Origin of the sequence: Streptococcus sp. 9.1(2021) (genome assembly GCF_030466425.1) — a bacterium.
GTDB classification, from domain to species: Bacteria; Bacillota; Bacilli; order Lactobacillales; family Streptococcaceae; genus Streptococcus; species Streptococcus wuxiensis.
Window position 1 is genome coordinate 460,649 of record NZ_JAGQFU010000001.1, and the last position, 24,150, is coordinate 484,798.

20 protein-coding genes are annotated in these 24,150 nt (G+C 35.4%); 10 read left to right on the forward strand and 10 right to left on the reverse strand.

Features of this window, described 5'->3' with window-relative positions:
* Nucleotides 1–5: 5 nt before the first annotated feature.
* The 6 genes from KBU52_RS02265 (at nucleotide 6) to KBU52_RS02290 (ending at nucleotide 7,448) form a co-directional block, all read left to right on the forward strand.
* Nucleotides 6–1,346, forward strand: a complete 1,341-nt coding sequence (locus KBU52_RS02265; RefSeq protein WP_006152275.1) for an MATE family efflux transporter — start codon at nucleotides 6–8, stop codon at nucleotides 1,344–1,346.
* 182 nt (nucleotides 1,347–1,528) lie between these two features.
* The gene (locus KBU52_RS02270) at nucleotides 1,529–2,497 is read left to right on the forward strand and encodes a thiamine pyrophosphate-dependent dehydrogenase E1 component subunit alpha (RefSeq protein ID WP_036757432.1); all 969 of its coding nucleotides are present in this window, start codon (nucleotides 1,529–1,531) and stop codon (nucleotides 2,495–2,497) included.
* 17 nt (nucleotides 2,498–2,514) lie between these two features.
* On the forward strand, nucleotides 2,515–3,507 hold the full coding sequence (locus tag KBU52_RS02275) for an alpha-ketoacid dehydrogenase subunit beta (RefSeq protein ID WP_049548449.1): 993 nt from the start codon (nucleotides 2,515–2,517) through the stop codon (nucleotides 3,505–3,507).
* A 106-nt stretch (nucleotides 3,508–3,613) separates the two neighbouring features.
* Nucleotides 3,614–4,657: a dihydrolipoamide acetyltransferase gene (locus KBU52_RS02280; protein ID WP_223333047.1), complete on the forward strand. Its 1,044-nt coding sequence runs from the start codon at nucleotides 3,614–3,616 to the stop codon at nucleotides 4,655–4,657.
* Nucleotides 4,658–4,696: 39 nt separating this feature from the next.
* On the forward strand, nucleotides 4,697–6,400 hold the full coding sequence (lpdA, locus tag KBU52_RS02285) for a dihydrolipoyl dehydrogenase (RefSeq protein ID WP_006151487.1): 1,704 nt from the start codon (nucleotides 4,697–4,699) through the stop codon (nucleotides 6,398–6,400).
* 58 nt (nucleotides 6,401–6,458) lie between these two features.
* Entirely contained in the window at nucleotides 6,459–7,448 is a 990-nt protein-coding gene (locus KBU52_RS02290; protein ID WP_254724182.1) for a lipoate--protein ligase, read from the forward strand.
* A 72-nt stretch (nucleotides 7,449–7,520) separates the two neighbouring features.
* Here the strand turns inward: KBU52_RS02290 and xerS are convergent, their stop codons facing one another.
* The 6 genes from xerS to KBU52_RS02320 form a co-directional block, all read right to left on the reverse strand.
* On the reverse strand, nucleotides 7,521–8,591 hold the full coding sequence (gene xerS / locus KBU52_RS02295) for a tyrosine recombinase XerS (RefSeq protein ID WP_254724183.1): 1,071 nt from the start codon (nucleotides 8,589–8,591) through the stop codon (nucleotides 7,521–7,523).
* 275 nt (nucleotides 8,592–8,866) lie between these two features.
* A complete protein-coding gene (locus tag KBU52_RS02300) occupies nucleotides 8,867–10,714 on the reverse strand; it encodes a zinc-ribbon domain-containing protein (protein WP_006152013.1) in 1,848 nt (615 codons plus the stop codon).
* A gap of 8 nt (nucleotides 10,715–10,722) precedes the next feature.
* On the reverse strand, nucleotides 10,723–11,436 hold the full coding sequence (locus KBU52_RS02305) for a hypothetical protein (protein WP_006151858.1): 714 nt from the start codon (nucleotides 11,434–11,436) through the stop codon (nucleotides 10,723–10,725).
* Nucleotides 11,429–13,099 (reverse strand): hypothetical protein, encoded by a 1,671-nt coding sequence (locus tag KBU52_RS02310; RefSeq protein ID WP_006151537.1) that lies wholly within the window; start codon nucleotides 13,097–13,099, stop codon nucleotides 11,429–11,431. Before KBU52_RS02310 ends, KBU52_RS02305 begins: the two co-directional genes overlap by 8 nt.
* Nucleotides 13,096–14,946 carry a hypothetical protein gene (locus KBU52_RS02315; protein ID WP_025197155.1) on the reverse strand — a complete coding sequence of 617 codons (1,851 nt, stop codon included), beginning with the start codon at nucleotides 14,944–14,946 and terminating at the stop codon, nucleotides 13,096–13,098. The genes KBU52_RS02310 and KBU52_RS02315 overlap by 4 nt, the downstream gene beginning before the upstream one ends.
* A gap of 3 nt (nucleotides 14,947–14,949) precedes the next feature.
* Nucleotides 14,950–16,218 (reverse strand): site-specific integrase, encoded by a 1,269-nt coding sequence (locus tag KBU52_RS02320; protein WP_006151645.1) that lies wholly within the window; start codon nucleotides 16,216–16,218, stop codon nucleotides 14,950–14,952.
* A gap of 900 nt (nucleotides 16,219–17,118) precedes the next feature.
* On the opposite strand from KBU52_RS02320, the gene KBU52_RS02325 reads away from it, so the two are divergent.
* Genes KBU52_RS02325 through KBU52_RS02340 form a run of 4 tightly spaced genes read left to right on the forward strand, consistent with a single transcriptional unit; the run spans nucleotide 17,119 to nucleotide 18,363 of the window.
* Complete coding sequence (locus KBU52_RS02325; RefSeq protein ID WP_001813542.1) at nucleotides 17,119–17,364, forward strand: hypothetical protein; 246 nt, start codon at nucleotides 17,119–17,121, stop codon at nucleotides 17,362–17,364.
* Nucleotides 17,361–17,696, forward strand: coding sequence for a hypothetical protein (locus KBU52_RS02330; RefSeq protein WP_000806926.1), 336 nt, complete (start codon nucleotides 17,361–17,363; stop codon nucleotides 17,694–17,696). Before KBU52_RS02325 ends, KBU52_RS02330 begins: the two co-directional genes overlap by 4 nt.
* A 12-nt stretch (nucleotides 17,697–17,708) precedes the next feature.
* Complete coding sequence (locus KBU52_RS02335; protein ID WP_000567222.1) at nucleotides 17,709–18,077, forward strand: hypothetical protein; 369 nt, start codon at nucleotides 17,709–17,711, stop codon at nucleotides 18,075–18,077.
* Nucleotides 18,064–18,363 (forward strand): DUF5960 family protein, encoded by a 300-nt coding sequence (locus KBU52_RS02340; RefSeq protein ID WP_001072467.1) that lies wholly within the window; start codon nucleotides 18,064–18,066, stop codon nucleotides 18,361–18,363. Before KBU52_RS02335 ends, KBU52_RS02340 begins: the two co-directional genes overlap by 14 nt.
* A gap of 117 nt (nucleotides 18,364–18,480) precedes the next feature.
* On the opposite strand, the gene msr(D) is transcribed toward KBU52_RS02340, so the two are convergent.
* The 4 genes from msr(D) to KBU52_RS02360 all read right to left on the reverse strand — a co-directional run bounded on the left by msr(D) (nucleotide 18,481) and on the right by KBU52_RS02360 (nucleotide 24,148).
* Entirely contained in the window at nucleotides 18,481–19,944 is a 1,464-nt protein-coding gene (msr(D), locus tag KBU52_RS02345) for an ABC-F type ribosomal protection protein Msr(D) (RefSeq protein ID WP_000420313.1), read from the reverse strand.
* 119 nt (nucleotides 19,945–20,063) lie between these two features.
* Entirely contained in the window at nucleotides 20,064–21,281 is a 1,218-nt protein-coding gene (gene mef(A), locus KBU52_RS02350) for a macrolide efflux MFS transporter Mef(A) (protein ID WP_000417519.1), read from the reverse strand.
* A gap of 385 nt (nucleotides 21,282–21,666) precedes the next feature.
* A complete protein-coding gene (locus KBU52_RS02355) occupies nucleotides 21,667–21,837 on the reverse strand; it encodes a hypothetical protein (RefSeq protein ID WP_000873143.1) in 171 nt (56 codons plus the stop codon).
* A 628-nt stretch (nucleotides 21,838–22,465) separates the two neighbouring features.
* A complete protein-coding gene (locus KBU52_RS02360; protein ID WP_009731041.1) occupies nucleotides 22,466–24,148 on the reverse strand; it encodes an ABC transporter ATP-binding protein in 1,683 nt (560 codons plus the stop codon).
* Between the last annotated feature and the right edge of the window lie 2 nt (nucleotides 24,149–24,150).

Here is a 24,150-nt window from a genome sequence, read left to right on the forward strand (position 1 = left end):
TCTGTATGTATCAAACCGATCATTTTAAAGACAAGTTCATTTTATTTCTTAAGATTTTCTTCCCTATTTTGGTTTATCAATTCGCAAATTATTCGGCTTCCTTTGTCGATACAACCATGACCGGCCAGTACAATACTATTGATTTAGCTGGTGTTTCAATGGCTACTAGCTTGTGGAATCCTTTCTTTACTTTTTTAACAGGTATTGTTTCTGCCTTAGTTCCAATAGTTGGACATCATTTAGGACGTGGGAAAAAAGAAGAAGTGGCTTCTGATTTCTATCAGTTTCTTTATCTTTCGCTTGGCTTATCCATTTTTCTATTTGTTTTAGTTTTTCTGGTTGCTCCTCTAGTTCTAAATAATATGGGATTAGAAGTGACGGTAGCAAATATAGCAGTTCGTTATCTATGGTTTTTAGCAATAGGGATTATTCCTCTCCTACTCTTTAGTGTCATTCGTTCGTTACTGGATGCACTTGGGTTAACAAGGTTGTCCATGTATTTGATGCTTTTATTACTCCCTCTCAATAGTGGTTTTAACTATTTATTGATTTATGGTGCCTTTGGTTTTCCTGAGTTGGGAGGAGCTGGAGCTGGACTTGGGACCTCTATGGCTTATTGGGCCTTGTTGGGTATATCTATACTAGTCCTTCTTAAACAAGAAAAATTAAAAGAACTACATTTAGAAAACCGACTACCTTTAGACAGGAATAAAATAAAAGAAGCGATAAAACTGGGGTTACCTATTGGTGGGACTGTATTTGCTGAAGTTGCTATTTTTTCAGCCGTTGGCTTGATTATGGCGAAGTTTTCATCATTGATAATAGCTAGTCATCAGTCTGCCATGAACTTTTCATCTCTCATGTACGCTTTTCCTATGAGCATTTCAACAGCAATGGCTATTGTTGTTTCTTACGAGGTTGGTGCTAAACGTCAAGAGGATGCTAAGAAATACATAAAAATCGGACGACTATCAGCTATGGCATTCGCAATTTTAACCCTTTCTTTTCTGTATGTTTTTAGAAAAAATGTTGCCAGTCTCTATGGTCATGATCCAGAGTTCGTTCAACTAACTGCTAGTTTTATGACCTATAGCTTATTTTTCCAGTTAGCTGATACATTTGCGGCACCATTACAAGGGATTTTACGAGGCTACAAAGATACTGTCATACCTTTCTACCTTGGTCTCCTTGGATACTGGGGAGTTGCTATACCTCTTGGTTTGTTTCTAGATTATTCAACAAATCTCGATGCTTATTCATATTGGATAGGTCTTATCGTAAGTTTAGTTGTCAGCGGATTACTCTATCAGTGGCGTTTACAAGTTATTATGAAAAGATTCAAATAATTTGTTGAAAATATCCTTGAAAAATCACTTTGTGAAATAGTCATTTTACGTAAAGAAAAGTCTTGATTTCATTGACTTTTCTTTTTTTATATTGTGAAAAAATATTAAGCATAATCTTTGACTATAGTTAACCTATAAGTTAGAATAGAATTATAAGAAATTAAACTTAGAAAGGCAAGATTATGTCAACTTTAGATAAAAATCTTTTGCTTGAGATGTTCCGTAAGATGGAAGAAATTCGTCGTATGGATTTAAAAATTGCTCAATTAGTAAAAAAAGGTAAAGTGCCAGGTATGACGCACTTTTCTGTTGGTGAGGAAGCTGCAAACGTTGGGGCTATGTTAGCTCTAAACGAAGACGACCTCATAACATCAAACCACCGTGGTCACGGACAAGCCATTGCTAAAGGAATCGACCTTAATGGTATGATGGCTGAAATCCTTGGTAAGTATACTGGAACTTGTAAAGGTAAAGGTGGTTCAATGCACATCGCCGACCTAGATGCGGGTAACCTTGGTGCTAACGGTATCGTAGGTGGTGGTATGGGGATTGCAGTAGGTGCAGCCCTTACTCAACAAATGAAAAACACTGGTAAAATCGTTGTCTGCTTCTTTGGTGATGGAGCGACAAACGAAGGTGTATTTCATGAGGCTGTTAATATGGCTTCGATTTGGAATCTACCTGTTATTTTCTACTGTATCAATAACGGTTATGGAATTTCTGCCGACATTAAGAAAATGACAAATGTCAAGCATATCCATGAGCGTAGTGCTGCTTACGGTATTCCTGGAATGTTTATTGAAGACGGTAACAATGTTATCGATGTCTACGAAGGATTTAAGAAAGCAGTTGACCATGTTCGTTCTGGTAAAGGTCCTGTCTTGATTGAAAGTGTAACCTATCGTTGGCTTGGTCACTCATCATCAGACCCTGGTAAATATCGTACACGTGAAGAAGTCGATGAGTGGAAAGAAAAAGATCCAATCGAAAACCTTCGCAAGTACCTTGTTGAGAATAAAATTGCTAGTGCAGAAGAACTTGAAGAAATTCAAGCACAAGTTAAGGAAGCAGTGGAAGCATCTGTTAAATTTGCTGAAGAGAGTCCATTCCCTCCACTAGAATCAGCATTTGAAGATATATACGCAGACTAAGGAGAAGTAGAGAAAATATGGAAACTAAATTAATGTCTTTCCGCGATACCATTATCCTTGCAATGTCTGAGGAAATGCGTCGTGATGAAAATGTGCTTTTGATGGGTGAAGATGTCGGAGTTTTCGGTGGAGACTTCGGGACTTCTGTAGGTATGCTTGAAGAATTTGGGCCAGAACGTGTACGTGACTGTCCGATTTCTGAAGCTGCTATCTCAGGTGCAGCTGCTGGTGCAGCCATGACTGGACTTCGCCCAATCGTTGACATGACTTTCATGGACTTTTCTGTTATTGCCATGGATAATATCGTCAACCAAGCAGCTAAAACTCGTTACATGTTTGGTGGTAAAGGTCAAGTACCAATTACAATCCGCTGTGCCGCTGGTAACGGAGTTGGATCTGCAGCTCAACACTCCCAATCTTTGGAATCATGGTTTACCCATATTCCTGGTTTGAAGGTTGTAGCTCCAGGTACACCAGCTGATATGAAGGGTCTTCTTAAGTCTTCTATCCGTGACAACAACCCTGTTATCATTCTTGAATACAAATCAGAATTTAACCAAAAAGGTGAAGTTCCTGTTGATCCAGACTATACTATCCCACTTGGTGTCGGAGAAATCAAACGCGAAGGAACTGATGTAACTGTAGTAACATACGGTAAAATGCTTCGTCGTGTCATGCAAGCAGCTGAAGAATTGGCTGAAGAAGGCATCTCAGTAGAAGTAGTAGACCCACGTACTTTGGTTCCACTTGATAAAGAAATCATCATTAACTCAGTTAAGAAGACTGGAAAAGTAGTTCTTGTCAACGATGCCCACAAGACAAGTGGTTTTATCGGTGAAATTTCAGCTATTATCTCAGAATCAGAAGCATTCGATTATTTAGATGCACCTATTCGCCGTTGTGCAGGTGAGGATGTACCAATGCCTTATGCACAAAATCTTGAAAATGCAATGATTCCGACAGTTGAAAGCATCAAAGATGCAATCCGTAAAACTCACAACAAACAATAATACATAATATAAATTATGTAAATAAATTAATCGGACGAGATGCTTTGTATCTATAGATGCAAAGTTCTCTACGTCCTTGATATCTTATAATAGAATAGGAGAGGTCATGGCTGATGATAAGCTAAGAGCGACTCCTGCAGCTAGAAAATTAGCGGATGATTTAGGAATTAATCTCTACGATATTTCTGGCTCAGGCGCAAACGGTCGTGTCCACAAAGAAGACGTGGAAACATTTAAAGACACTAATGTGGTTCGCATTTCACCACTTGCAAAACGAATTGCCCTTGAACATAACATTGCATGGCAGGAAATCCAAGGAACTGGTCATCGTGGCAAGATTATGAAGAAGGATGTTTTAGCTTTCCTTCCGGAAAATATTGAAAACGATACAATCAAGTCACCTTCTCAGATCGAAAAAGTGGAAGAAATTCCAGATAACGTAACTCCTTATGGGGAAATCGAGCGTATTCCGATGACACCAATGCGTAAGGTTATTGCTCAACGTATGGTTGAATCTTACTTGACTGCACCAACCTTCACGCTTAACTATGATGTCGATATGTCTGAAATGCTTGCCCTTCGTAAGAAGGTCCTTGATCCAATCATGGAAGCAACTGGTAAGAAAATTACCGTTACAGACTTGCTTTCACTTGCGGTTGTTAAGACGCTTATGAAACACCCGTACATTAACGCTTCATTAACTGAAGACGGTAAGACAATTATCACTCACAACTATGTCAACCTTGCGATGGCAGTTGGAATGGATAATGGTTTGATGACGCCAGTTGTTTATAATGCTGAAAAATTGAGTTTGTCTGAGTTAGTAGTTGCCTTTAAAGATGTTATCGGACGTACTTTGGATGGTAAACTAGCTCCTAGCGAGTTGCAAAATTCAACCTTCACCATTAGTAACTTGGGAATGTTTGGTGTTCAATCATTCGGTCCAATCATTAACCAACCGAACTCAGCAATCCTTGGGGTTAGCTCAACAATTGAGAAACCAGTTGTTGTTAATGGTGAAATCGTGATTCGTCCAATTATGAGTCTTGGTTTAACAATTGACCACCGTGTCGTAGATGGTATGGCTGGTGCTAAGTTTATGAAAGACTTGAAAGCTTTAATTGAAAACCCAATCTCAATGTTGGTTTAGAGAATTTATTTTTAGAAATATAGATAAAGGAAGTAAGATATGGCCTTAGAAGTAATTATGCCAAAAGCAGGCGTGGATATGACAGAAGGACAAATCGTCCAATGGAATAAAAAAGTCGGAGAATTTGTAAAAGAAGGAGAAATCCTTTTGGAAATCATGACTGACAAAGTCAGCATGGAATTGGAAGCAGAAGAAGACGGTTACTTGATCGCTATCCTGAAAGGGGACGGCGAGACTGTTCCTGTTACTGAAGTTATCGGTTATCTTGGTGAAGAAGGGGAAAATATCCCAACAGCTGGAGCAGCTGCACCAGAAGCTAGCCCAGCACCTGCAGCAAGTGCTTCGAACGATGATGGTAAGAGCGATGATGCTTATGATATCGTTGTTATTGGTGGTGGACCTGCTGGTTATGTTTCTGCCATTAAAGCAGCTCAATTAGGTGGTAAGGTCGCTCTTGTTGAGAAATCTGAACTTGGTGGAACATGTTTGAACCGCGGATGTATCCCAACTAAAACTTACCTTCATAACGCTGAAATTATCGAGAATATCGGTCATGCAGCCAATCGTGGTATCGTGATTGAAAATCCTAATTTCACAGTTGATATGGAGAAACTTTTGGAAACTAAATCTAAAGTTGTCAATACCCTTGTAGGTGGTGTTGCAGGACTTCTTCGTAGCTATGGAGTTGATGTTCATAAAGGTATCGGTACTATTACTAAAGATAAGAATGTTTTGGTAAATGGTTCTGAATTGCTTGAAACTAAGAAGATTATCCTTGCTGGTGGTTCTAAAGTAAGCAAAATCAATGTTCCTGGTATGGAATCATCTCTTGTGATGACTAGTGATGACATCCTTGAAATGAATGAAGTACCAGAAAGCCTTGTGATCATTGGTGGTGGAGTTGTCGGTATCGAACTCGGTCAAGCCTTCATGACATTTGGTTCAAAAGTTACGGTTATCGAAATGATGGATCGCATTGTCCCAGCAATGGATGCGGAAGTATCTAAGAACCTTCGCTTGATTCTTGAACGCAAAGGTATGACTATCTTAACAGGTACTAAACTTCAAGAAATTATTGAAGAAGATGGCAAACTTCGTATCAAAGTTGAAGGAAAAGATGATATCATCGCAAATAAAGCCCTTCTTTCAATCGGCCGTGTTCCAGACCTTGAAGGTATCGGAGAAGTTGAGTTTGAGTTAGACCGTGGTCGTATCAAGGTTAATGAATACATGGAAACTTCTGTTCCAGGTATCTATGCACCAGGTGATATCAACGGTACTAAAATGTTGGCACATGCTGCCTTCCGTATGGGTGAAGTTGCTGCTGAAAATGCCCTTAAAGGAAATCACCATGTTGCTAAATTGAACTTGACTCCTGCAGCTATTTACACACTTCCAGAAGTAGCAGCAGTTGGTTTGACTGAAGAACAAGCTCGTGAAAAATATGATGTCCAAATCGGTAAATTCAACTTTGCTGCAAACGGACGTGCAATTGCATCTGATGCAGCTCAAGGATTTGTTAAAGTCATTGCAGACAAGAAATATGGTGAAATCCTTGGAGTCCATATCATTGGTCCTGCTGCTGCAGAGTTGATCAATGAAGCGTCAAGTATCATCGAAATGGAAATCACTGTTGAAGAAATGCTTAAGACAATCCACGGTCACCCAACATACTCTGAAGTTATGTACGAAGCATTTGCTGATGTTCTTGGAATGGCCATCCATTCACCTAAGAAAAAATAAAAATAGATAGACTAGACTGGAATTATTTTCCAGTCTCTATCGTATTAGAAGGTATCTTATGAAATACATTATCAATCATTCAAACGACACTGCCTTTAATATTGCTTTAGAGGAATATGCTTTTAAACACCTTTTGGACGAGGATCAAATCTTCCTTCTTTGGATTAATAAGCCATCTATTATTGTAGGACGTCACCAAAATACCATCGAAGAAATTAACCGTGACTATGTTCGTGAAAATGGAATTGAAGTAGTCCGTCGGATCAGTGGTGGTGGGGCTGTTTACCATGATTTGAACAACCTTAACTATACCATCATTTCAAAAGAAGATGAAAACAAGGCCTTTGACTTTAAGAGCTTCTCTACTCCAGTTATCAATACTTTGGCTGAACTTGGTGTTAAAGCTGAATTTACAGGCCGTAACGACTTAGAAATAGACGGTAAGAAATTCTGTGGAAATGCACAAGCCTATATCAATGGCCGTATCATGCACCATGGTTGTCTTCTCTTTGACGTGGATTTGTCTGTCCTAGCTAACGCACTTAAAGTGTCTAAAGATAAGTTTGAATCAAAAGGGGTTAAGTCAGTCCGTGCTCGAGTAACTAATATTATCGATGAGTTGCCAGAAAAGATCACTGTTGAAGAATTCCGTGATTTACTCTTGGAATACATGAAAAAAGAATACCCTGAGATGACTGAGTATGTATTCTCAGATGAAGAATTGGCTGAAATCAATCGCATCAAAGAAACTAAGTTTGGAACTTGGGACTGGAACTATGGGAAATCACCTGAATACAACATCCGTCGTGGAACTAAATTCCCAAGCGGTAAGGTTGAAATCTTTGCTAATGTTATTGAGTCAAAAATTCAAGATATCAAGATTTATGGAGACTTTTTCGGTATCGAAGATGTTGCAGCAGTAGAAGATGTCCTTCGTGGTGTCAAATACGAACGTGAAGATGTCCTCAAAGCCCTTCAAACCATTAACCTAGGTCGTTACTTCGCAGGAATCACTGCAGAAGAAATTGCTGAAGCAGTTGTTGAATAAACAAAAAAAGAAGTTGGTTTTTTCCAGCTTCTTTTTTTGTAACTATTATTTACATAATTTATATTATGTATTTTATAAACTATCCAAGGCGTTTTTCTGTTCGTCATTGACTATATGCGTATACAAGTCAGTGACTTGTGTGCTCGCATGTCCTAGCTGGTGGCTGACCAAAACTTGGGATTTGGTGGCATCATATAGACGGGTTGCAAGAGTATGGCGCAGTTTGTGGGGGGTTACTCGGACTTTAAAGTCTTCTGAATACTTGGCGACCATTTTTTCAACACTAGAAGCATCAATCCGGTTTGGAACACCTCGATACAAGGTTAAGAAGAGGGCAGTATCGGTCTTTTCTGTCTTATAACGTTTGTCTCGAATAGCAAGATATTGCTCTAAATAAGTCTTAGCAAAGGCAGCAACATTGACTGAGTCTCGTTTTCCACCTTTTCGAGTGACGTCAATCACCATCATCTTAAGATTGAGGTCTCGAAGATCTAGGTTAACTGCTTCAGAAAGACGGACACCAGAGGCAAGAAGGAGTGCAATAATGGCTAAATCACGCTCTTTATTCTTATTGAATGAAGATAAGGCGCGATTTGAGAGAGTTTGAGGGTACTCATGGTCGATATAGTTCAGGAAACCTTCTGTTTCATCCCCTAAAAAAAGCTTTTGCTTGATATTTTCAGCTCGGGCCGCCAAGGTTTCTTTCTTTTTCTTGGTAGCAACCTTCTTCATGACATTGCGATAGAAATAAGGTTCACCTTGTTCGTTTTCAACCTCCTCAGTCAAATACTTATAAAGACTAGAAAGTGCAGAAAGTGTACGATTAATGGTTGTTTGAGAGACACCATTTTTCGTCGTATTGGCATTGAGCAGAGGACGTTCACGTAAGTAAAGAATAAAAGATTCCATGTCTTTCTTGGTCATGTGCTCCAGAACGTCTAAGGGAATATTAGCCATGGTGTCAGCATCCGATATACCAGATTCCAAGACCCAAGTAAAAAATCGATCGTATTCCTTTAAGTATTCGTACAAGGTCGTAAAACTGTATGGAACAGCCAGTTTCGATTGATAGTATTCAAGAACATACCAGGGCATAACTTGTTTAAGTTTATCAATTCGTTCCAATAAGATCTCGCGTTTCATGTTTTTCTCCAAATCTTGCTATACTAGTAGTATAGCATACCCATGTATATTTTTCAAGAAAATTATAGTTTTTCGGAAAGATGTTATAGAGGAGAAAAGCGTTAACTGGAAAAAATTTTTCTCGAAATAATGTACTTTATTCCCGTGAAAACTAAATCTTTCGCATACTAAAATTCTGTACACTATCTACTTGAAAACTAAAAATACAATCTTTTAAAATAATGTACTTTATAAAAATCTATGATAAAAAACAAGTTCAAATTTGAACCTGTTTTTTAAATTTTCCTATAAGGAACAAAATGTTCTCTTTTTCGTCTACGCCCTTTACAAAATATGCATGGCTCGATAGATCGTTTTACATTTGCAATCTTATCTACAATAGCCATTCTATAACGATGCTCTGGATTATTCTTACAAATCCACCAAAATCTTAATTGCGTATTATTTGGGATTCTTTCTGGATCCCCTAGAATAAGATTGTTAAGATAGTCCCACTCGTTCATCAAATCTTCAAATGAGATATTATCTTGTCTTTCTTTTAATTCTGCACAAAATGGACACATTTCTTTAAGATCTTTTGTCTCGGAATTTAAATACTTATTTAATATAATGCTGAAGCGCTCATGAAATTCGAAGTTACATTCTTTGCAGCGCCATAAATAAAACCTTTTTTCAGTTAATAATGGAACAAAACTATCTATTGAGACTTTATTATTTGGTGCCCACAATTTTGCTAGTTCAGGGTACAAATAATCAAATGTATTATACCCATTCAGAGGCTTATCGTTGTTACAGAAAGGACAACACTGAGAAACTTCTCTTCGAATTGGGATAGAACATAAATATGTCCCATGACACTTTGAACAATCCCACCAATATTTTTTCGTTTCTATTGTTGTCTGAGATAAATGAATAGGAATTTTATTTTTATCGCTCCATTCTTTGATGAGTTTTGGTTCTTTAAGGAAAATATTATTTTTAAATACCTCAGTCCTCCAGTCACATTGATTGGGACATGTTTGAAAGTTTTGATTTTCTAAATCGGTTCGACTGATCATTTCGGCTGGGCTACATTGAAAGTTGATTTTACAACAAGGACAAACCCAACTAACTACATTATTTGACTTAAACCAATATTCGGAAAAATCCCTTTCATTACTGAGGTCCCAAAATTCCCTCAAATAGGGATGTGTTTCATTTAGTGTATTAAAATCCTGAAGTTTTTCTCTATTTGAACAAAATGGACAAGACCTATCTGTTTTTTCAAATAGTGAGCATGAATACTCTCCGTGACAATTCGTACATTCCCATAACACATGAACATTAGATAATACATCAACTTGATTAGGTGTATTATTGTTCCTTTTAGACCACTCCTTGAGCATGGAAGAATTTAAAAAAGATAGAGGAGAAACATCAAAATCTTTATCCAATAACTCTTCAAATGAAGAATGACACTCCAAACAGTAATGACCACTTCTTTTAATTCGGTTCAATAATCTATCAATAGATAATTCAAATTTGCAATGACACTTATCACATTCCCAATGGATAGGTACTGTTATATTGTAACTCAGCTTCAGTTCGTTAAATTTAAATTTGTTTAAATGTTCGCTATAGATTTTAGCTAAATTTGGATAAATTGATTTGTAATCGCAATGATAGGAAGTTTCATTGCAGCCAAAATGAAATAAATCCCCACTTGTTAGTTGAAATAACCTCTTATTTGTCGCAGAATCTTTCCAACTTAATTGACACGTCGGACATTTAAAATTGAATTTTCTTTTACTATTGAACGGCAAGGTAAGAAGTTTCTCATCTAATTCTTCATCTCGCTCAATGCTGTAGTTTATATAATTTCTGAAATCGGGATAAACCTGAAGGACGCTCTCATTTTCATCAATGGAACGTTCACCTAATCCACAATGGGGGCAACACCTAAGATATTCATAACTGTCAAGCTGCACATCAATGATTTTCGCTTCCCAATGGTGTTGACAATAAGGGCAAGACCAATAGGCATATTTTAAACTATTTGACGATAATTTTTTGGGGTCAAGAACATTTCGTTTTTGATCCCAGTACATGTAAATAGCTGGATTATCTTTAACTTTCTTGTTCATTTCTTTCCTCATTTATAATTAGTTTTGCTGTCTAGTAAGTTTTTAATAGAAACCACTTTAGTTGATTTTTGAGGATTTTCTTGTTCAATAAGACCACCAGAATGAAAATCTATTTCTGAATCAGCGGTGATGATATTGTCTGCTAGGAAATCCTCACTGATAACCTTTTGAGAATATTTTAACAATCCTTCTTCTTTTAAAAGCTCATTCGCAATTTCTGGATAGACACTTGTTTTGATTATTTGTAATAGTTTTTGATTCTCATCACTTAACTCATTTTCTCTTTGTAGCTTCTGTTTTAAATCTTCATTAGTTGACTGTAGTTCAGAATTTAAACTACGTAACTTATCTGCTTCTTGTTTATAGCTGGCCGCAATGTTTGCTATTTTCTTGTAGTATTGGCTAATTTCCACCAATGCTCTTTTCATAGCACCTGGAGCACGATTTTTTGCCATAAAATTGTCAGGATCTATGGTCTTATAAGTAATTACAGCTTCATAATTTTCATCTTGGTATTTAATTTCACTTTCTTTTAAAAAATCCCTGAATCTTTTATTACGTCTAATGGTTGTATCCGCAACATTTTGATAGCCATTATTCCTAACATAGTCACCAAACCGAGGGATTTTTACCAAGCTTAAATCACAGGAACACTGGGAAATTAAATACTGTTCAAACAAATGAATCAATTCATCATCAGAAATTGATTTCTTTCTAGCCATTAGACTTATTCTCCTCTAAAGATAGTTGTTTAGCATTTAAGTAATCTTGATAGGTATTGCTAACTGTTTTTAATTTCAACAAAGCTTCTCCAATATCTTCAATATGACCTTTCCCTTGCCTAACTTTTCTAATCGCTTCATCTACAACCATAGCTTTTTCATCAACTGACTTTTTAAATGTTTTATCCATTGAAAAATAATCTTTACCTGCTTTACGGTAAAAAGGGCAGCTCGTACAAGCACCTAGTTCTGCATGCTCACTAATAACTTTCAGACAATCTGAATAATCACCTTTCGCAAAGCGGGGTGAGTAACACCGTCCTTTATTTTCTAAAGTGATGTATTGTCCTTGTGCTGTATAAAATGGCTGTCTCTTACTTATGGTGTAATTCGTATTCTTACTCGTTAGTTTACGATACATTTGATAACTACGACATTCAATAAATTGGCTTAAATTTGAAAAATAGTGAGATGAAGTTGTCACATCTTCATGACCAGCTAAAAGCATAGCTGTAACAGGACTAGCCCCTTCTGCAATTAAATTGATCATTGCAATGTGTCTCGTATCCCCAATATGAATCAAATTAATCTCGTTTTCATCTAATCTAGCTGGAAAACTAAAATAATTAACTTGATAACCGTATTTTTGAGAAATAATCTCATTAAAAAAATACCTCAAAATAGTATTGAGATTAGTGTAAGTTAAAAATCGGTTATTAACACCTGTTCGACGACCCCAACGGTTATAATGAGGATCAGTCACAAATAATGTATCTAATTTAGTAGAATTATTATTTTCCGTAAGTTTGAGGTAAGTCTTTATTTCAGAAGCTAATGAATTAGTAATTTCATAAGTATTCAAAGTATAATCTTCAGAAATTTTATGTGCAACAAGTCGATCCCTTCCTTTGATTATATTTCTCCTTAATGTAAGAAAATATTTTCCATCTTTCTCGGTTAAACAGTTTCTTTGTATTAAAAGAAATTCTCTTGGCCTTAAAGGTAAAATTGCTGTAATCTGCCACCAGAGATACAATGGATAATAAAATAGACGTTCTTTCTTAGATAATGTTTGAGACCAATAATCATTTAAAATGTCATTAAAAGTAAAATAGGATTGAAATTGCGCTAATTGTCTTTGCTGTTTTGACCTCTGCTTTTTTTGAAGGTTGATAGTTAATTTATTATCTAATTGCTCCAATAGTTGATTTAGTTGACTATCATCTGAACAGGGAAGATTTGAGAAAAAGTCAATACATAAACCAGGAAATTTTACAGAAATATTTTCTAAATCTAAAAACGTATCTTTGGTTGTATTTTTAATAATTTGTTTAATATCCATTAGAAATAGCTGTAAAGTTTTTAAAACATGTTGTTTCATTGAGAAAACAATAAAACTTTTTAAGTAATTGATAAATTCCTTATAAGACAACTGAAAAAATGATTGATAAAATCTCCTATATTGAAATTCAGAAATGTTAAAAAACAGGCTAATATTGGCATATTCATTTGTAGTTTCCCATTTCTTATGATCAAAATCGTAACTTAGAATAATTCCTTTATCAAAATAGTCATCGAAAACTTCTTTTGCTCGCAGAACACAATCACGGTCAAAAGTTTCAAAATAATTTTCAATTTTAAAAAGTTTAGCTTGATTGTTCAATTTATTAACTCCTTTATTATTTCTTCGTAATCATGTAACACGTCATCTCCATATTGCTCGCATAAAGCTTGCAACATTTCAGTTAAACAAGGTTTTATTTGTTCTTCTAAAATACTCCGAATTTTACCTTTTTCTAAATCAGTTCGAACTCTAGAGTATTGTTTGTTCAAACGATTGAATTCTCCTACTAATAACAATAAAGTAGATTTCGTTTGTAATTCATAATGACAACCGATGCAATGTTGCCTATCGTCATATGGACAAATCTTTCCAAGCGCAGATAAAAGACACATGCTTTCACCTTGTTTTGAGAAGGCTTCACCGTTTCCTATACGATGACAAATAGTAAGAAGTTGATTAGGCTCTGCTTCTTCTTCTACCAAAATCTTTAATGCCTTTTGCGATTTCACTTCTGCCTGAATGCTTAAAGCCAATGTTTTTTCAATCTCATTTGGTGTCAAATCTAACTGTTTAATCATCTGAGTCTGTTGACTAGGACTTAATTCTTTATACTTTCCTCTAGTTACAATCGTCAGGATCATTGATGGAATCATAGATAAAACACCTCGTTCAAATAGTTCTCTCGCAACCATTTCTGGTTTAAGCTGGCTTAGTTGGGCATCTTTTAGGTACGTTGTTGTAGTTTGTGCAAATTCATCGAATGAACCTTTATGGCTACGGGCTAATGCGGCTAAAAAATAGCCTTTAATATTTAACTCAGATTTTTCTTGCAAAACATCATCTGCTAACATGGCAACAGTTTGAAGATAGGATTTATTTGCAGATCTAGAACTAAAATTCCTTTCAAGAAATAAGTCTCCAATTTCTTTCCCCATATATCGATTAATTCGTTTATATTCTTTTATTTGTCGAATTAAAGGTTCATCATTATTATCTTTATTCAACTGATAATGAGCTTCACAGATAGCCAACAACGTTCCAATCAATACCTGACAACTCTCAGGGACCTGAAATTTAATCTGACTAATATTTTTAGTTCGCTTTGTTTTGTTTGGAGTAATATTTAAATAAGTTAAACGAGTTGTAATACTTAAAAGAGTTCTTCTTGCCTCACTGCTACTCCAATTACCACTTCTAACTGATTTTAGAACTTCTTTCGGTGTTCTAGGAAGTTGTGGATGTCCAAGTTGTTCTAAATCTGTTCCACGTAGCGCACATATAAAATGAAGTGCTAGAAATAGCCAGGTATCTGCGTAGTCTTTTGAGATTGCTGCTTTATAAAGCATATCTTCTTTTCTAATGTAATTGTCATTAAAAAGAAAATACAGTAATTCTAAATATTCGTCTAACTCATAAGCGTTAGTCTCCTGTTCTAATGTGTATCGAGGTGTAAATTCATATCTTTTGTGATAGTTACATCTCATTTTATTCATTAACCACTTTAAAAAATCAATAAAAACTTCGCCTTTTTGCTTTTCAAGTGCATATACTGCTTCTTCAACCAACAATTCAATCTCATTATCATTACAGAGAAATAAATCTCTTTTAAGATAAAAAGCAAGAAAATCTTGAACATAAAACATGTTTTCCTTAGATAAGTTGCTATCTTCTGAGTATTGCTGAAAATATTTGTAAGTTAATGGGAATTTTTGTTTAAATATAGGCTGAATTCCTGCTAAACCAGTTGGTCCAAGAAGATAATTGGTTATTTTTTCTATTAATAATTGAGCATCTTTATCTGAGATAGAATAGTTATCCAAATCAATCTCAATATTAAACCAATTGTTATCAACTAAAAACTTACTAATTTTGCCTTTATACTGTATATCGTTTTTTCCGAGTTCACTTAACAGATTTTCGATCAAAGATTTAATTGAATAAGTCATACATTACCTTTCTAACTTATCACCAAAAAGTTCATTTGCTCGCCAATTCATATAGTCAAAAACACCATTATTAACTTGACCATATTGTTTTGCGATTTCTCCTTTGTTTTGTAGATAAACCCAAGCACTCTCAGGCGATTTATCACCTCTTGCTGACATAAGCTCACTTATTTCAGAAACCCCAGATAATACTAACTGTGTCGTGTACCAGTGTCTGAAAATATGTGGGGAAATATTATGCTCCTGCAAAAGCTGCCCAAAAAAGACAACCTCTGCATCATCAGATTTTAAGAAGATTGGGATCATTTCGTCGCGAATAATCTTACGAAATCGTTGATAGTATACATCGTATGATAATGCTTTTCCTCGTCTGTTAAGATTTAAAGGTCCATAATCCTTCTCATACTTCTTACCTTCCAGATAAGTCATATAGTCATTATAAGTGTCTAAAAAGACCTCCAGAAAGATATAAGGTACTGCTTGAAGTCTTTCCTTTTTAATCCGTCCAGTTGGCTTTAAATCGCTTCGGAGAGGTATTTCTTTTCGTAGATCGATCTCAATCTTAAATACTTGCCCATCACTTTGGTGAAACAAAATACCTGGCCCTAGAGGACTATCTTCACGTCTTACATTGCATGCTTCTGATGGTCTTAAGCCAACAAAGGCTCCCAAGGCCACAACCATGAGTAGATCTTTATGATAGTGTGCTATGTGAGAAAATAACATCTCAAAAGCACTATTTGGCATATCACGAAAAATAGCTTTCTCAGTGTTGCTATCATTTACGTATATTTCAAAATTTGGTTCTTTACGTTTTATAACCCGTCCTCTACTATTCGTAAAAGTTGTCGTAGAATACAATTCTTCTGCTTTTAACTTAGCCTTTCCCTCTCGCTCACTTAAATAAAGAGTTAAGAAGTCAAGAACTGCATTTACGCATTTTTCAACGGTGCTTTTCTTTCTTTTTTCTCTATCTCCTGGTAACTGAGATAATCCATAAAGCGTAAAAAATTCTCTAACCATTTCAAGTGTAAGTTGATCTATACTTTTAAGTCCAGAAGTACCAAATATAAAATTTAGAAACTTAACAACGTAAGAAAAGCGTTTATTCCCATCATCTGAAATAGACTTGATTCTTGAAGTAGATTTAACATAACGATGAAAATCAGTAAATTGTAAGTTGCCGTCATCGTGCTTCAGAACGATAAATTGCTTTGTCACGATGTTGTTATCACCTAAAACTAGTGAATGTTTATATACAACAAATCTCATGTTATCTCCTTGTTTAATATGACTGAAGGTTCTGACTGGGTTTTAGGATGTCAATACACAAAAAAACGATCAAATCAGTACCATTTTCCTTTGTGCTCTAAACTGCATAAAGGGAATATCGATGAGTACTTTCATTGATCGTTATTATTATTTGAATTAATTCAATAACAAAAGTAACTTCATCTAAGTAATAAGAGCAATTAATTAGCTCAGCAACAACGATAACCACAGCAACTCCTTCTAAACAATGAAAGGAATATCCGCCGTGGCTATCTATTTACTTTTTTTCTTTTACTTTTGTAAGTTACTTTTGTTATTTTTACTTTTTCTGTATTATATCATATTTTGATTAAATTGTCATCTGAGATAGTGATTTTAAAAAAACTGGAAATTTTTTTAATTGTATATTTTGACAATAAAAAACATTTTTATATCAATTTAATGATTTTAGAGCGTTTTTAGCTTATTTGATTTTAAAGTTGTCGTCTATTCCTCAGGATTACTTGAAGAACAGGAAAAATTCGACAACAAAGTAGTCGATCTATTCAGTTATAAAACCTATGAAGGTCTTTCTGCTGGAACTGGCCACTCCTACTTTGGAGATGTAGATTATACTCTTACTTATTCAACTGAGAATATCCCTCATGATTTCTCCTCATGTGCTGAGAGCTTTCTTCTATACTAATAGACGAAAGGGTGTGAAAATGATTTTTAAATGATACTGTGGAACGGAACAGTAGCCCTAGTATTGACTACTGTCGTTTCTATTCATATTGGCTATTCTAGGACTGAGATGAAAAAATCTATAAATGCTCAGAATAAAATTGAACCCGCAAATCTCCCCAAAACAATGGTGAGTCATGTACTTGTATTATTCCGAAAAAATACACCTCTGGTGCAGTGAGACAAATTGGTGTATCTTATAGTGGCTTCGTAGATGAAAGCTATACTCTACTATCACTCTTTGATGATGTAGAACAAATTGAAAAAGATAATAGACTTCAGACAGCTATTGATGTTGTCAGAGAACAGTTTGGTTTTTTAGCCATACAAAAAGGAACCGTCCTAACTGAAGGTTCCAGAAATATTGAACGCAGTAAACTTATCGGTGGTCATTCCGCGGGTGGATTGGAGGGATTAAAATGAAACAAGAAAAAAATACAGTACAATTTTCAGAAATCCGTAGCAAAGGATGTAATGATATTGAAATGCTTGAAAGATTTTTACATGGAATCGTTGAAACAGCAACTTCAAAACTTCGTCAGAGAAAACTCAAAACAACTGAAATATCGATACGACTAGTACATGCTAAATCTGAAAACCGATTACCATTGGAATTTACATTTAGCATTAAGCCAACAAGCTCATCTGTGATAATCTATACTGAGGTAATCAATCGCTTTAAAGAATGTTACACAGGTGGGGGAATTCAAGGTTTTACGATTCAATTTGATAAAAATACCCTTGCCTCTGCATAGAAAGGATTTGATATGATTGACCGTTCATATTTACCATTTCAATCAGCAAGAGAGTACCAGGATACAAAGATGCAAAAATGGATGGGCTTTTTCCTATCTGAACATGCATCAGCACTCTCTGATGATACAAACAAAGTAACGTACATGTCTGACTTATCACTAGAGAAGAAATTATTACTCCTCAGTCAAGTATACGCCGGGCAGCTACGCACACGCATTCAAGTGATTGAAAAAAACAAGCGTGTTTCCTACACTGGAACAATACCAAGTCTGACCAAAGATTTCATTTTGATAAAAACTACAACAGGTCACATCAATTTGAAATTAAAAGACATTATTAGTATTGAACTTGTCGAGGAGGTGCTCTATGAATCAGCTTGAGTTTCAGCGTAATCACCTACAAATGGACTATTATAGCGAGAGCTACCAAGATTTTGAACGTGACTTCTACCGCTACTCTAACATGAATATTCCATTGACCTTCCTAACTGATGATATCCTAAAAACAATGGCGACTTCACGTAAGAATTACTTTGTCCTCAATAAGGAAAAGTCCAGAGATAACCGCGATCACTTCTTCATATTTGAAGTAAGTACCGTAGATGAGAATCCGCTAATCTATCATTATACATATAAGAAAACTACAATATATTTAGCAGAAAAATAGGAGCAGTTCAATTGACTGTTCCTATTTTTAATATTCATAAAATCTAAAGTCTTTATACTCTTTAACAATGGAGTCGCCAACCAGAACAGACTATACTGACCAGCGACTACCTTAAATTTAATGTTTCAGATTTATTTTCTTATCTCTAATTTCATAAACTACATCTGCTACATTTTCGAGTAATCGTTTATCGTGGGTGATAAACACGATAGTTCCGGTGTACTCCTTCATTAGTATTTCCAAAGCCTCTAAACTTGGTATGTCAAGGAAGTTACTGGGTTCATCCATTATTAGGATGTTATATCTACCCATGAGCATTTTAGCAAGCAACAATTTTATAATTTCTCCACCGCTTAAAACAGATAAACTTTTTCCAATATCGTTCTGTTTGAACCCCATAGATGCTAGCACTGAACGAATTTCTGATATATTGTAGTCACAATCCTTCTGCATAAACTCCATAACATTCTGATTACTGTTGTACTTGTAACCATTCTGTGCAAAGTAACCTATTTTTGCCTTAGGCGAAATAGAAATTCCTTCTTCATGGTTTAAGATCATTTGGATTAAAGTTGTTTTTCCGATTCCATTACCACCAGTTAACGCCACTTTTGCTCCTAACGGAATTTGAAAAGATGCATTTTCAAACAGAGCCTTATCCCCAAATACTTTATTAATTTCTGCACCGACTATAGGGTATGGATTATGGAGCTCCAATGCTTTACTTTGCCTGAAACGAATTCTGCGAATGCCTTCCGGAGCTTCTACTTTTCCTAAGGCCGCAATCCTGTGCTCTAGGGTTTTAGCAGCATTATACATCTTTTTTTCCTTACTTCCTATTGATTTTTGATGAGCTAAACGCCCTCCGTCTTCAGTACTTTTTTTCTTTGAAGAACCTTTTGCCTTCTGTTCTATTTTACGAGCCTGTTTTCGCTTTTCCTCCGCAGCCCTTTCCAATCGGGCACGTTCCGCAATAAATTGTTCGTATTCTGCAGCTTGGCTCTTACGTTCTTCCTCTTTCTGACGAAGATAATCAGAATAGTTTCCCCAATACTCAGTGATTTTGCCATCTTTCAGTTCCCATATTTTATCTACTATTTCATCAAGAAAATAGCGGTCATGGCTAATAACTAACAGTGCACCTGTAAAATATTTTAGCTGTCCTATTAGAAAATCAATTCCTTCACGGTCTAAATGGCTCGTAGGTTCATCCGCTAAAATACCATGAACCTGTGCCGATAAGGCCTGTGCTATTTTAAGCCTTGTTTCTTCACCACCGCTCATAGTCTGTATATTTAATTGCTCAACACCTAGCTTGCCTACAAGTGCAAAATCTTTTTCCTCCTGCAGAGTTACTTCGTCCAACTGGGGAATATAGGCAAGTTCACCCAGACGATTCATTTTACATCCTGGGGGAGTTAATTCTCCTAAAAGTACCCTGAGTAAAGTGCTTTTTCCAGCACCATTTGCTCCTACTAAACCAATACGGTCATAATCATATACTTCTAATTCATTTATATCTAAAACATCGCGTCCTTTGAATTCCACACGAATGTCTTTTGCTTTTAATATTAATTCCATAACATTTCCTCCTGTCTATAATCGCATGCTTTCATTTGCTTGTATGCAGGGAAAACCCTGCGATTTTAGCAGGAAGAGTTACATGAAAATAAGATACATAAATATTCCTCCAATATTGTTTATTTTAAATCTAATTTTCTAACCTCAGTTATCATTTGGCAAACTATAGCAATGCCAATAATTAAAATACCTGATAGTAAAAACCAATGATTTACACCGATTTTATCAGCAAAGAATCCAGAAAGAATTAACCCAATTGGCATAGCAAGTGACATGATACTTCCGATCAAAGAAAATACACGTCCTAAATATTCAGGCTTAATTTTCTCCTGAAAAAGAGCTGTTTGCACACCGCTATAAAATGGCACCGAAAGCCCCATTATTGCACAGCAAACTACGAATATTACAAATCCATTTGGAGGAAGTATTCCCGAAACGGCTAAACTGGTCCCCATTATAAAAAATGAACTTGTTATTAGTAATACATGCTTTTCGAAGCCCCCTAATCTTCCTAATAATAAGCCTCCTGCTAGCATCCCAAATGCAAAGGAAATTTCCGTAATAGAAATATGCACAGGCGTTCCATTAAAGTGTTCCATGCTTATTAAAGGAAATAGTGCATTGATTGGCATATAAACAAAAGTATATAGTGTTCCTAAGAGTAATAAGGCAAACAATCCTTTGTTTTGTCTCAGAACCACAACTCCTTCTTTCATCTCCCTTATGAAATTTGGTTCTAAACTTTGCACTTGATTACCCAGCTTAGGTATACGTACAATTGCTACCGTAATAGATGCAATCACAGCACCCAATACGTCGATGGCAATAATAGCATTTAAATCCCAAACGGAGTATAAGAGTGCTGCAACTGCCGGACTAACAATATAGCTTATAGACTGCAAAGACTGACTATAGCCTGCGCATTTCGTTAGCTGTTCTTCTGGTACTAAAAGTGGTGTAACCGCATTGAGTGCTGGGGTATGAAAAGCTGTTCCAATGCTACGGATAAACAATACTATCATAATCATCCAGACAGGTAGCTCCATACAGAATGCAACAATAGCAAGCACTGCACCAGCTGCTGCGATAATTAAATCGGCACCAATCATTATCTTCTTCCTATCATGACGATCCACTAGCACACCAATGGCAGGTCCCAAAATCGCATAGGGTAAAAAACCTACTAATGAAGCCATAGACAAGACCATCGCAGATCCTGTTTTTTCTGTAAGGTAAAAAATAATCGCCATTTGCAGGATGGCACTAGTGATTAATGATACTGCTTGCCCTGCCCATATTGCATAAAATTTTCGTTTCCAATTGTTGTATTTTTCCATTTATATTATCTCCTGCATATTATTTTGCTTGAATTTCTATTTTGAATAGCATTCTAGGCAATAAAAAATGCAGGCCAAACCCCACAATGTGGCTTTTGGTCTGCATACATACAATTTGGAAACATTCATATTAAAGACATAGTTAAATAAAGGTATAGTTAAATAACCAATATCCTCACCGTAACTAATGAATGCTCAATATCGTATAAATAAGCACAACAAAAAAGCCTATCATCGGGTATAGATTCTGCTTTTTTTATTGCCAGCTTATCTTAAACGCATTGAGGCTGTCATAGTTTCGGTTCCTCCTACATCTTTTTTTATATCAATTTATAGTATAACACAACAAGATGATATGTTCAATATAAAAGTTATGGAATGAGACTCATACTTCCAATTCGATGCCAGATTTAAAGGATATGACGAAGTTTTCTTCATAGACTGTAACGCTCTGGATTATCTTCCTTAGTAGCAAGCGATTAGCTTTCACAAAATCTTCTGTTTGTAGTTTTAAAAATTCATCAGGATTTTCTAACTCAACCTCAAAATATTTCATTTTACATTCCCTCATTTCATTTATTGATAAATTGAGTTTGCAAAAAAGAGTGGACAATTTTTGTCTACTCTTAACCTTTAAAATAGTTTTTTTTAATCGATTTGAAGTTGCCTAAATTATTACTTATTCGGTAAAATGAAGTATTGCTTTCAACAGATTTCCTTCAACTACACTTCACTTGATTCAAACAAGGTGGGTACATTTCTATTCCCACAAACTCCTTGTCAATGGAAACAAACACGTACCCACAGGGTAAATGGAAATAGAAACTGATAATTTCTAGCTATCACTTCTACTCATTCCAAAAATTTTCTCACTCTGATACTTACCCACCATAAAGCAAAAAGCCTTGCAATCAAGGCTTTCATTATCCCTTTCGTTCAAAGGTTTCTAAGCTTTTACGAGCAGAGCGACACACTCAGCGGTTCGCTATCTCCGTTCTGTCTGCGTGCTAGCACTTGTCAATCACGGACAGCTATCGCATGGGCGGAAGTAAATGCTAATCTTCGTCGTTTTACTCCTTGACTAGCAAACTTACCGCCTCAACATGTGGTGCTAGCAAGCTTATATATTATAGAACGAAAAGGATAGAGTGTTTTATAAAATTATACTATAAAATGAAAGAGAATTACACACTCAACTCAAACAACTTATAAAACTCACCTCTCCTATCCATCAAATCACTGAAAGAACCATCTTCAACAATAACGCCATCTTTCATAAAGAGAATTCTATCGTATTTTTTCAAAATGTTCTCATTCAACTTGTGGGTTACTACAAGTGCAGTCAAATTTTGAATATCCAAGATTGAACTTTCAATTTCAGTAGTTACTTGATTATCCAAAGATGAAGTAGCCTCATCCAATAATAAGATTGGTGTTTTTCGAATCAAGGCACGCGCAATACTAACTCTTTGTTTTTGTCCGCCAGATAGATTTGAGCCATTCTCTCCACATAAAGTTTGTAGACCAGATTCATTTTCTAAAACATAACTTTCTAAACCCGACTGCTGTACAGCTTGCTTTATTTCCTCATCAGTGAAGGATTGATTAAGAGTAATATTTGCTCTTAAAGTATCATCAAAGATATAAACGTCTTGTTGAACAATTGTCATTAAGTTATAAAGGCTCTCTGCTGAAATAGCTTGCAAATCTATATTATCAATGGAGATGTGCCCACTTGTTACATCGTAAAAACGCAGTAATAGATTGAGCAAAGTTGATTTCCCACTCCCTGACATTCCAACAATTGCAATTTTTTCTCCTTTTTGAATCTTCAAAGATAAATGGTTAAAAATTTTTTCTTTAGTATTAGGGTAAGAAAAGTCTATATTTGAAAAAGAAATAACATCATCGAAATATTCTTTTGTTTCACCAGTCTGAAGCTCAGTTACATCTTTTACCTCAAATGCATCTAGTGTTGCCTGACCTTCACGAAATTTACTTATTCCCATTCCAACTTCATTCAGTGGCATTACTACAAAATTGACCAGTTGAACAATAGCTGTTACACTCCCAATTGTGGTAGAGCTATTAAATACGAGATACATCCCTCCACCAAAGGCTACCAAAAAAACAATCATCCCTGAAAGCTGTGAAATAACATTAGTTAAAACGTCAAATTTCCCTTTTATAAAATTTATTTCATCAAATTTTTCACTTTCATGACTATAATCCTCACAGATAGCATCTTTCACATTAAAACTTTTAATAACAAGAAATCCTGCTAAAATATCTTTAACCTTAGCTAAATACTTCTGATCGGCAACCATAGCTCTATTTTGTAAAGAGGCTGATTTTTGTCCAATAAATCCTGAAATCATCATCGGAATGATGCTAGCAATGATAACTAATAAGGTCAAAAACCAATTACCTATAAACATAGTTAGAAGTGAAAAAATCATTAAGGAAAGGTTTTTTGAAATATTAAAATACTGGTATAGATAATCTTGCTCAATTTTCTTCATATTTTCGGTTAATACGGAAATAAATTTCCCTGATTTTTCTTTAGAAAAGTCTCTATAATCCCTATCTAAAATAGATTGGAACACCTTGTTTTTGTATCTTGACATGATTTGCCTAACAAGTTTATTTCTCAATCGAAGAGATATAAAGTTGAGTGCTGCATAGATGAAAATAACAGTAGCTCCTACTAGTACCGCTTGAGTTAAGGCTTCTTTATTTTGGGACATGCCACTATCAATAATACCTTTAATAGAATAAGCAAAAGCAATATTAGTTAAAGGGACCAGTATATTAAATATCATGAAAGCATAAAAAGCCTTCTGATGGTTCTTTATCAATTGTTTCATCC

Excerpts from the sequence above, each read along its gene's own strand:
- KBU52_RS02265 (WP_006152275.1), top strand. The coding sequence starts at position 6 with ATGTATCAAACCGATCATTTTAAAGACAAGTTCATTTTATTTCTTAAG.
- KBU52_RS02315 (WP_025197155.1), bottom strand. The coding sequence starts at position 14,946 with ATGACTTATTCAATTAAATCTTTGATCGAAAATCTGTTAAGTGAACTC.
- KBU52_RS02280 (WP_223333047.1), top strand. The coding sequence starts at position 3,614 with ATGGCTGATGATAAGCTAAGAGCGACTCCTGCAGCTAGAAAATTAGCG.
- KBU52_RS02320 (WP_006151645.1), bottom strand. The coding sequence starts at position 16,218 with ATGAGATTTGTTGTATATAAACATTCACTAGTTTTAGGTGATAACAAC.
- KBU52_RS02340 (WP_001072467.1), top strand. The coding sequence starts at position 18,064 with ATGAATCAGCTTGAGTTTCAGCGTAATCACCTACAAATGGACTATTAT.
- KBU52_RS02335 (WP_000567222.1), top strand. The coding sequence starts at position 17,709 with ATGATTGACCGTTCATATTTACCATTTCAATCAGCAAGAGAGTACCAG.
- KBU52_RS02275 (WP_049548449.1), top strand. The coding sequence starts at position 2,515 with ATGGAAACTAAATTAATGTCTTTCCGCGATACCATTATCCTTGCAATG.
- lpdA (WP_006151487.1), top strand. The coding sequence starts at position 4,697 with ATGGCCTTAGAAGTAATTATGCCAAAAGCAGGCGTGGATATGACAGAA.
- KBU52_RS02355 (WP_000873143.1), bottom strand. The coding sequence starts at position 21,837 with ATGAAATATTTTGAGGTTGAGTTAGAAAATCCTGATGAATTTTTAAAA.
- KBU52_RS02290 (WP_254724182.1), top strand. The coding sequence starts at position 6,459 with ATGAAATACATTATCAATCATTCAAACGACACTGCCTTTAATATTGCT.
- KBU52_RS02360 (WP_009731041.1), bottom strand. The coding sequence starts at position 24,148 with ATGAAACAATTGATAAAGAACCATCAGAAGGCTTTTTATGCTTTCATG.
- KBU52_RS02270 (WP_036757432.1), top strand. The coding sequence starts at position 1,529 with ATGTCAACTTTAGATAAAAATCTTTTGCTTGAGATGTTCCGTAAGATG.
- KBU52_RS02305 (WP_006151858.1), bottom strand. The coding sequence starts at position 11,436 with ATGGCTAGAAAGAAATCAATTTCTGATGATGAATTGATTCATTTGTTT.
- xerS (WP_254724183.1), bottom strand. The coding sequence starts at position 8,591 with ATGAAACGCGAGATCTTATTGGAACGAATTGATAAACTTAAACAAGTT.
- KBU52_RS02330 (WP_000806926.1), top strand. The coding sequence starts at position 17,361 with ATGAAACAAGAAAAAAATACAGTACAATTTTCAGAAATCCGTAGCAAA.
- KBU52_RS02300 (WP_006152013.1), bottom strand. The coding sequence starts at position 10,714 with ATGAACAAGAAAGTTAAAGATAATCCAGCTATTTACATGTACTGGGAT.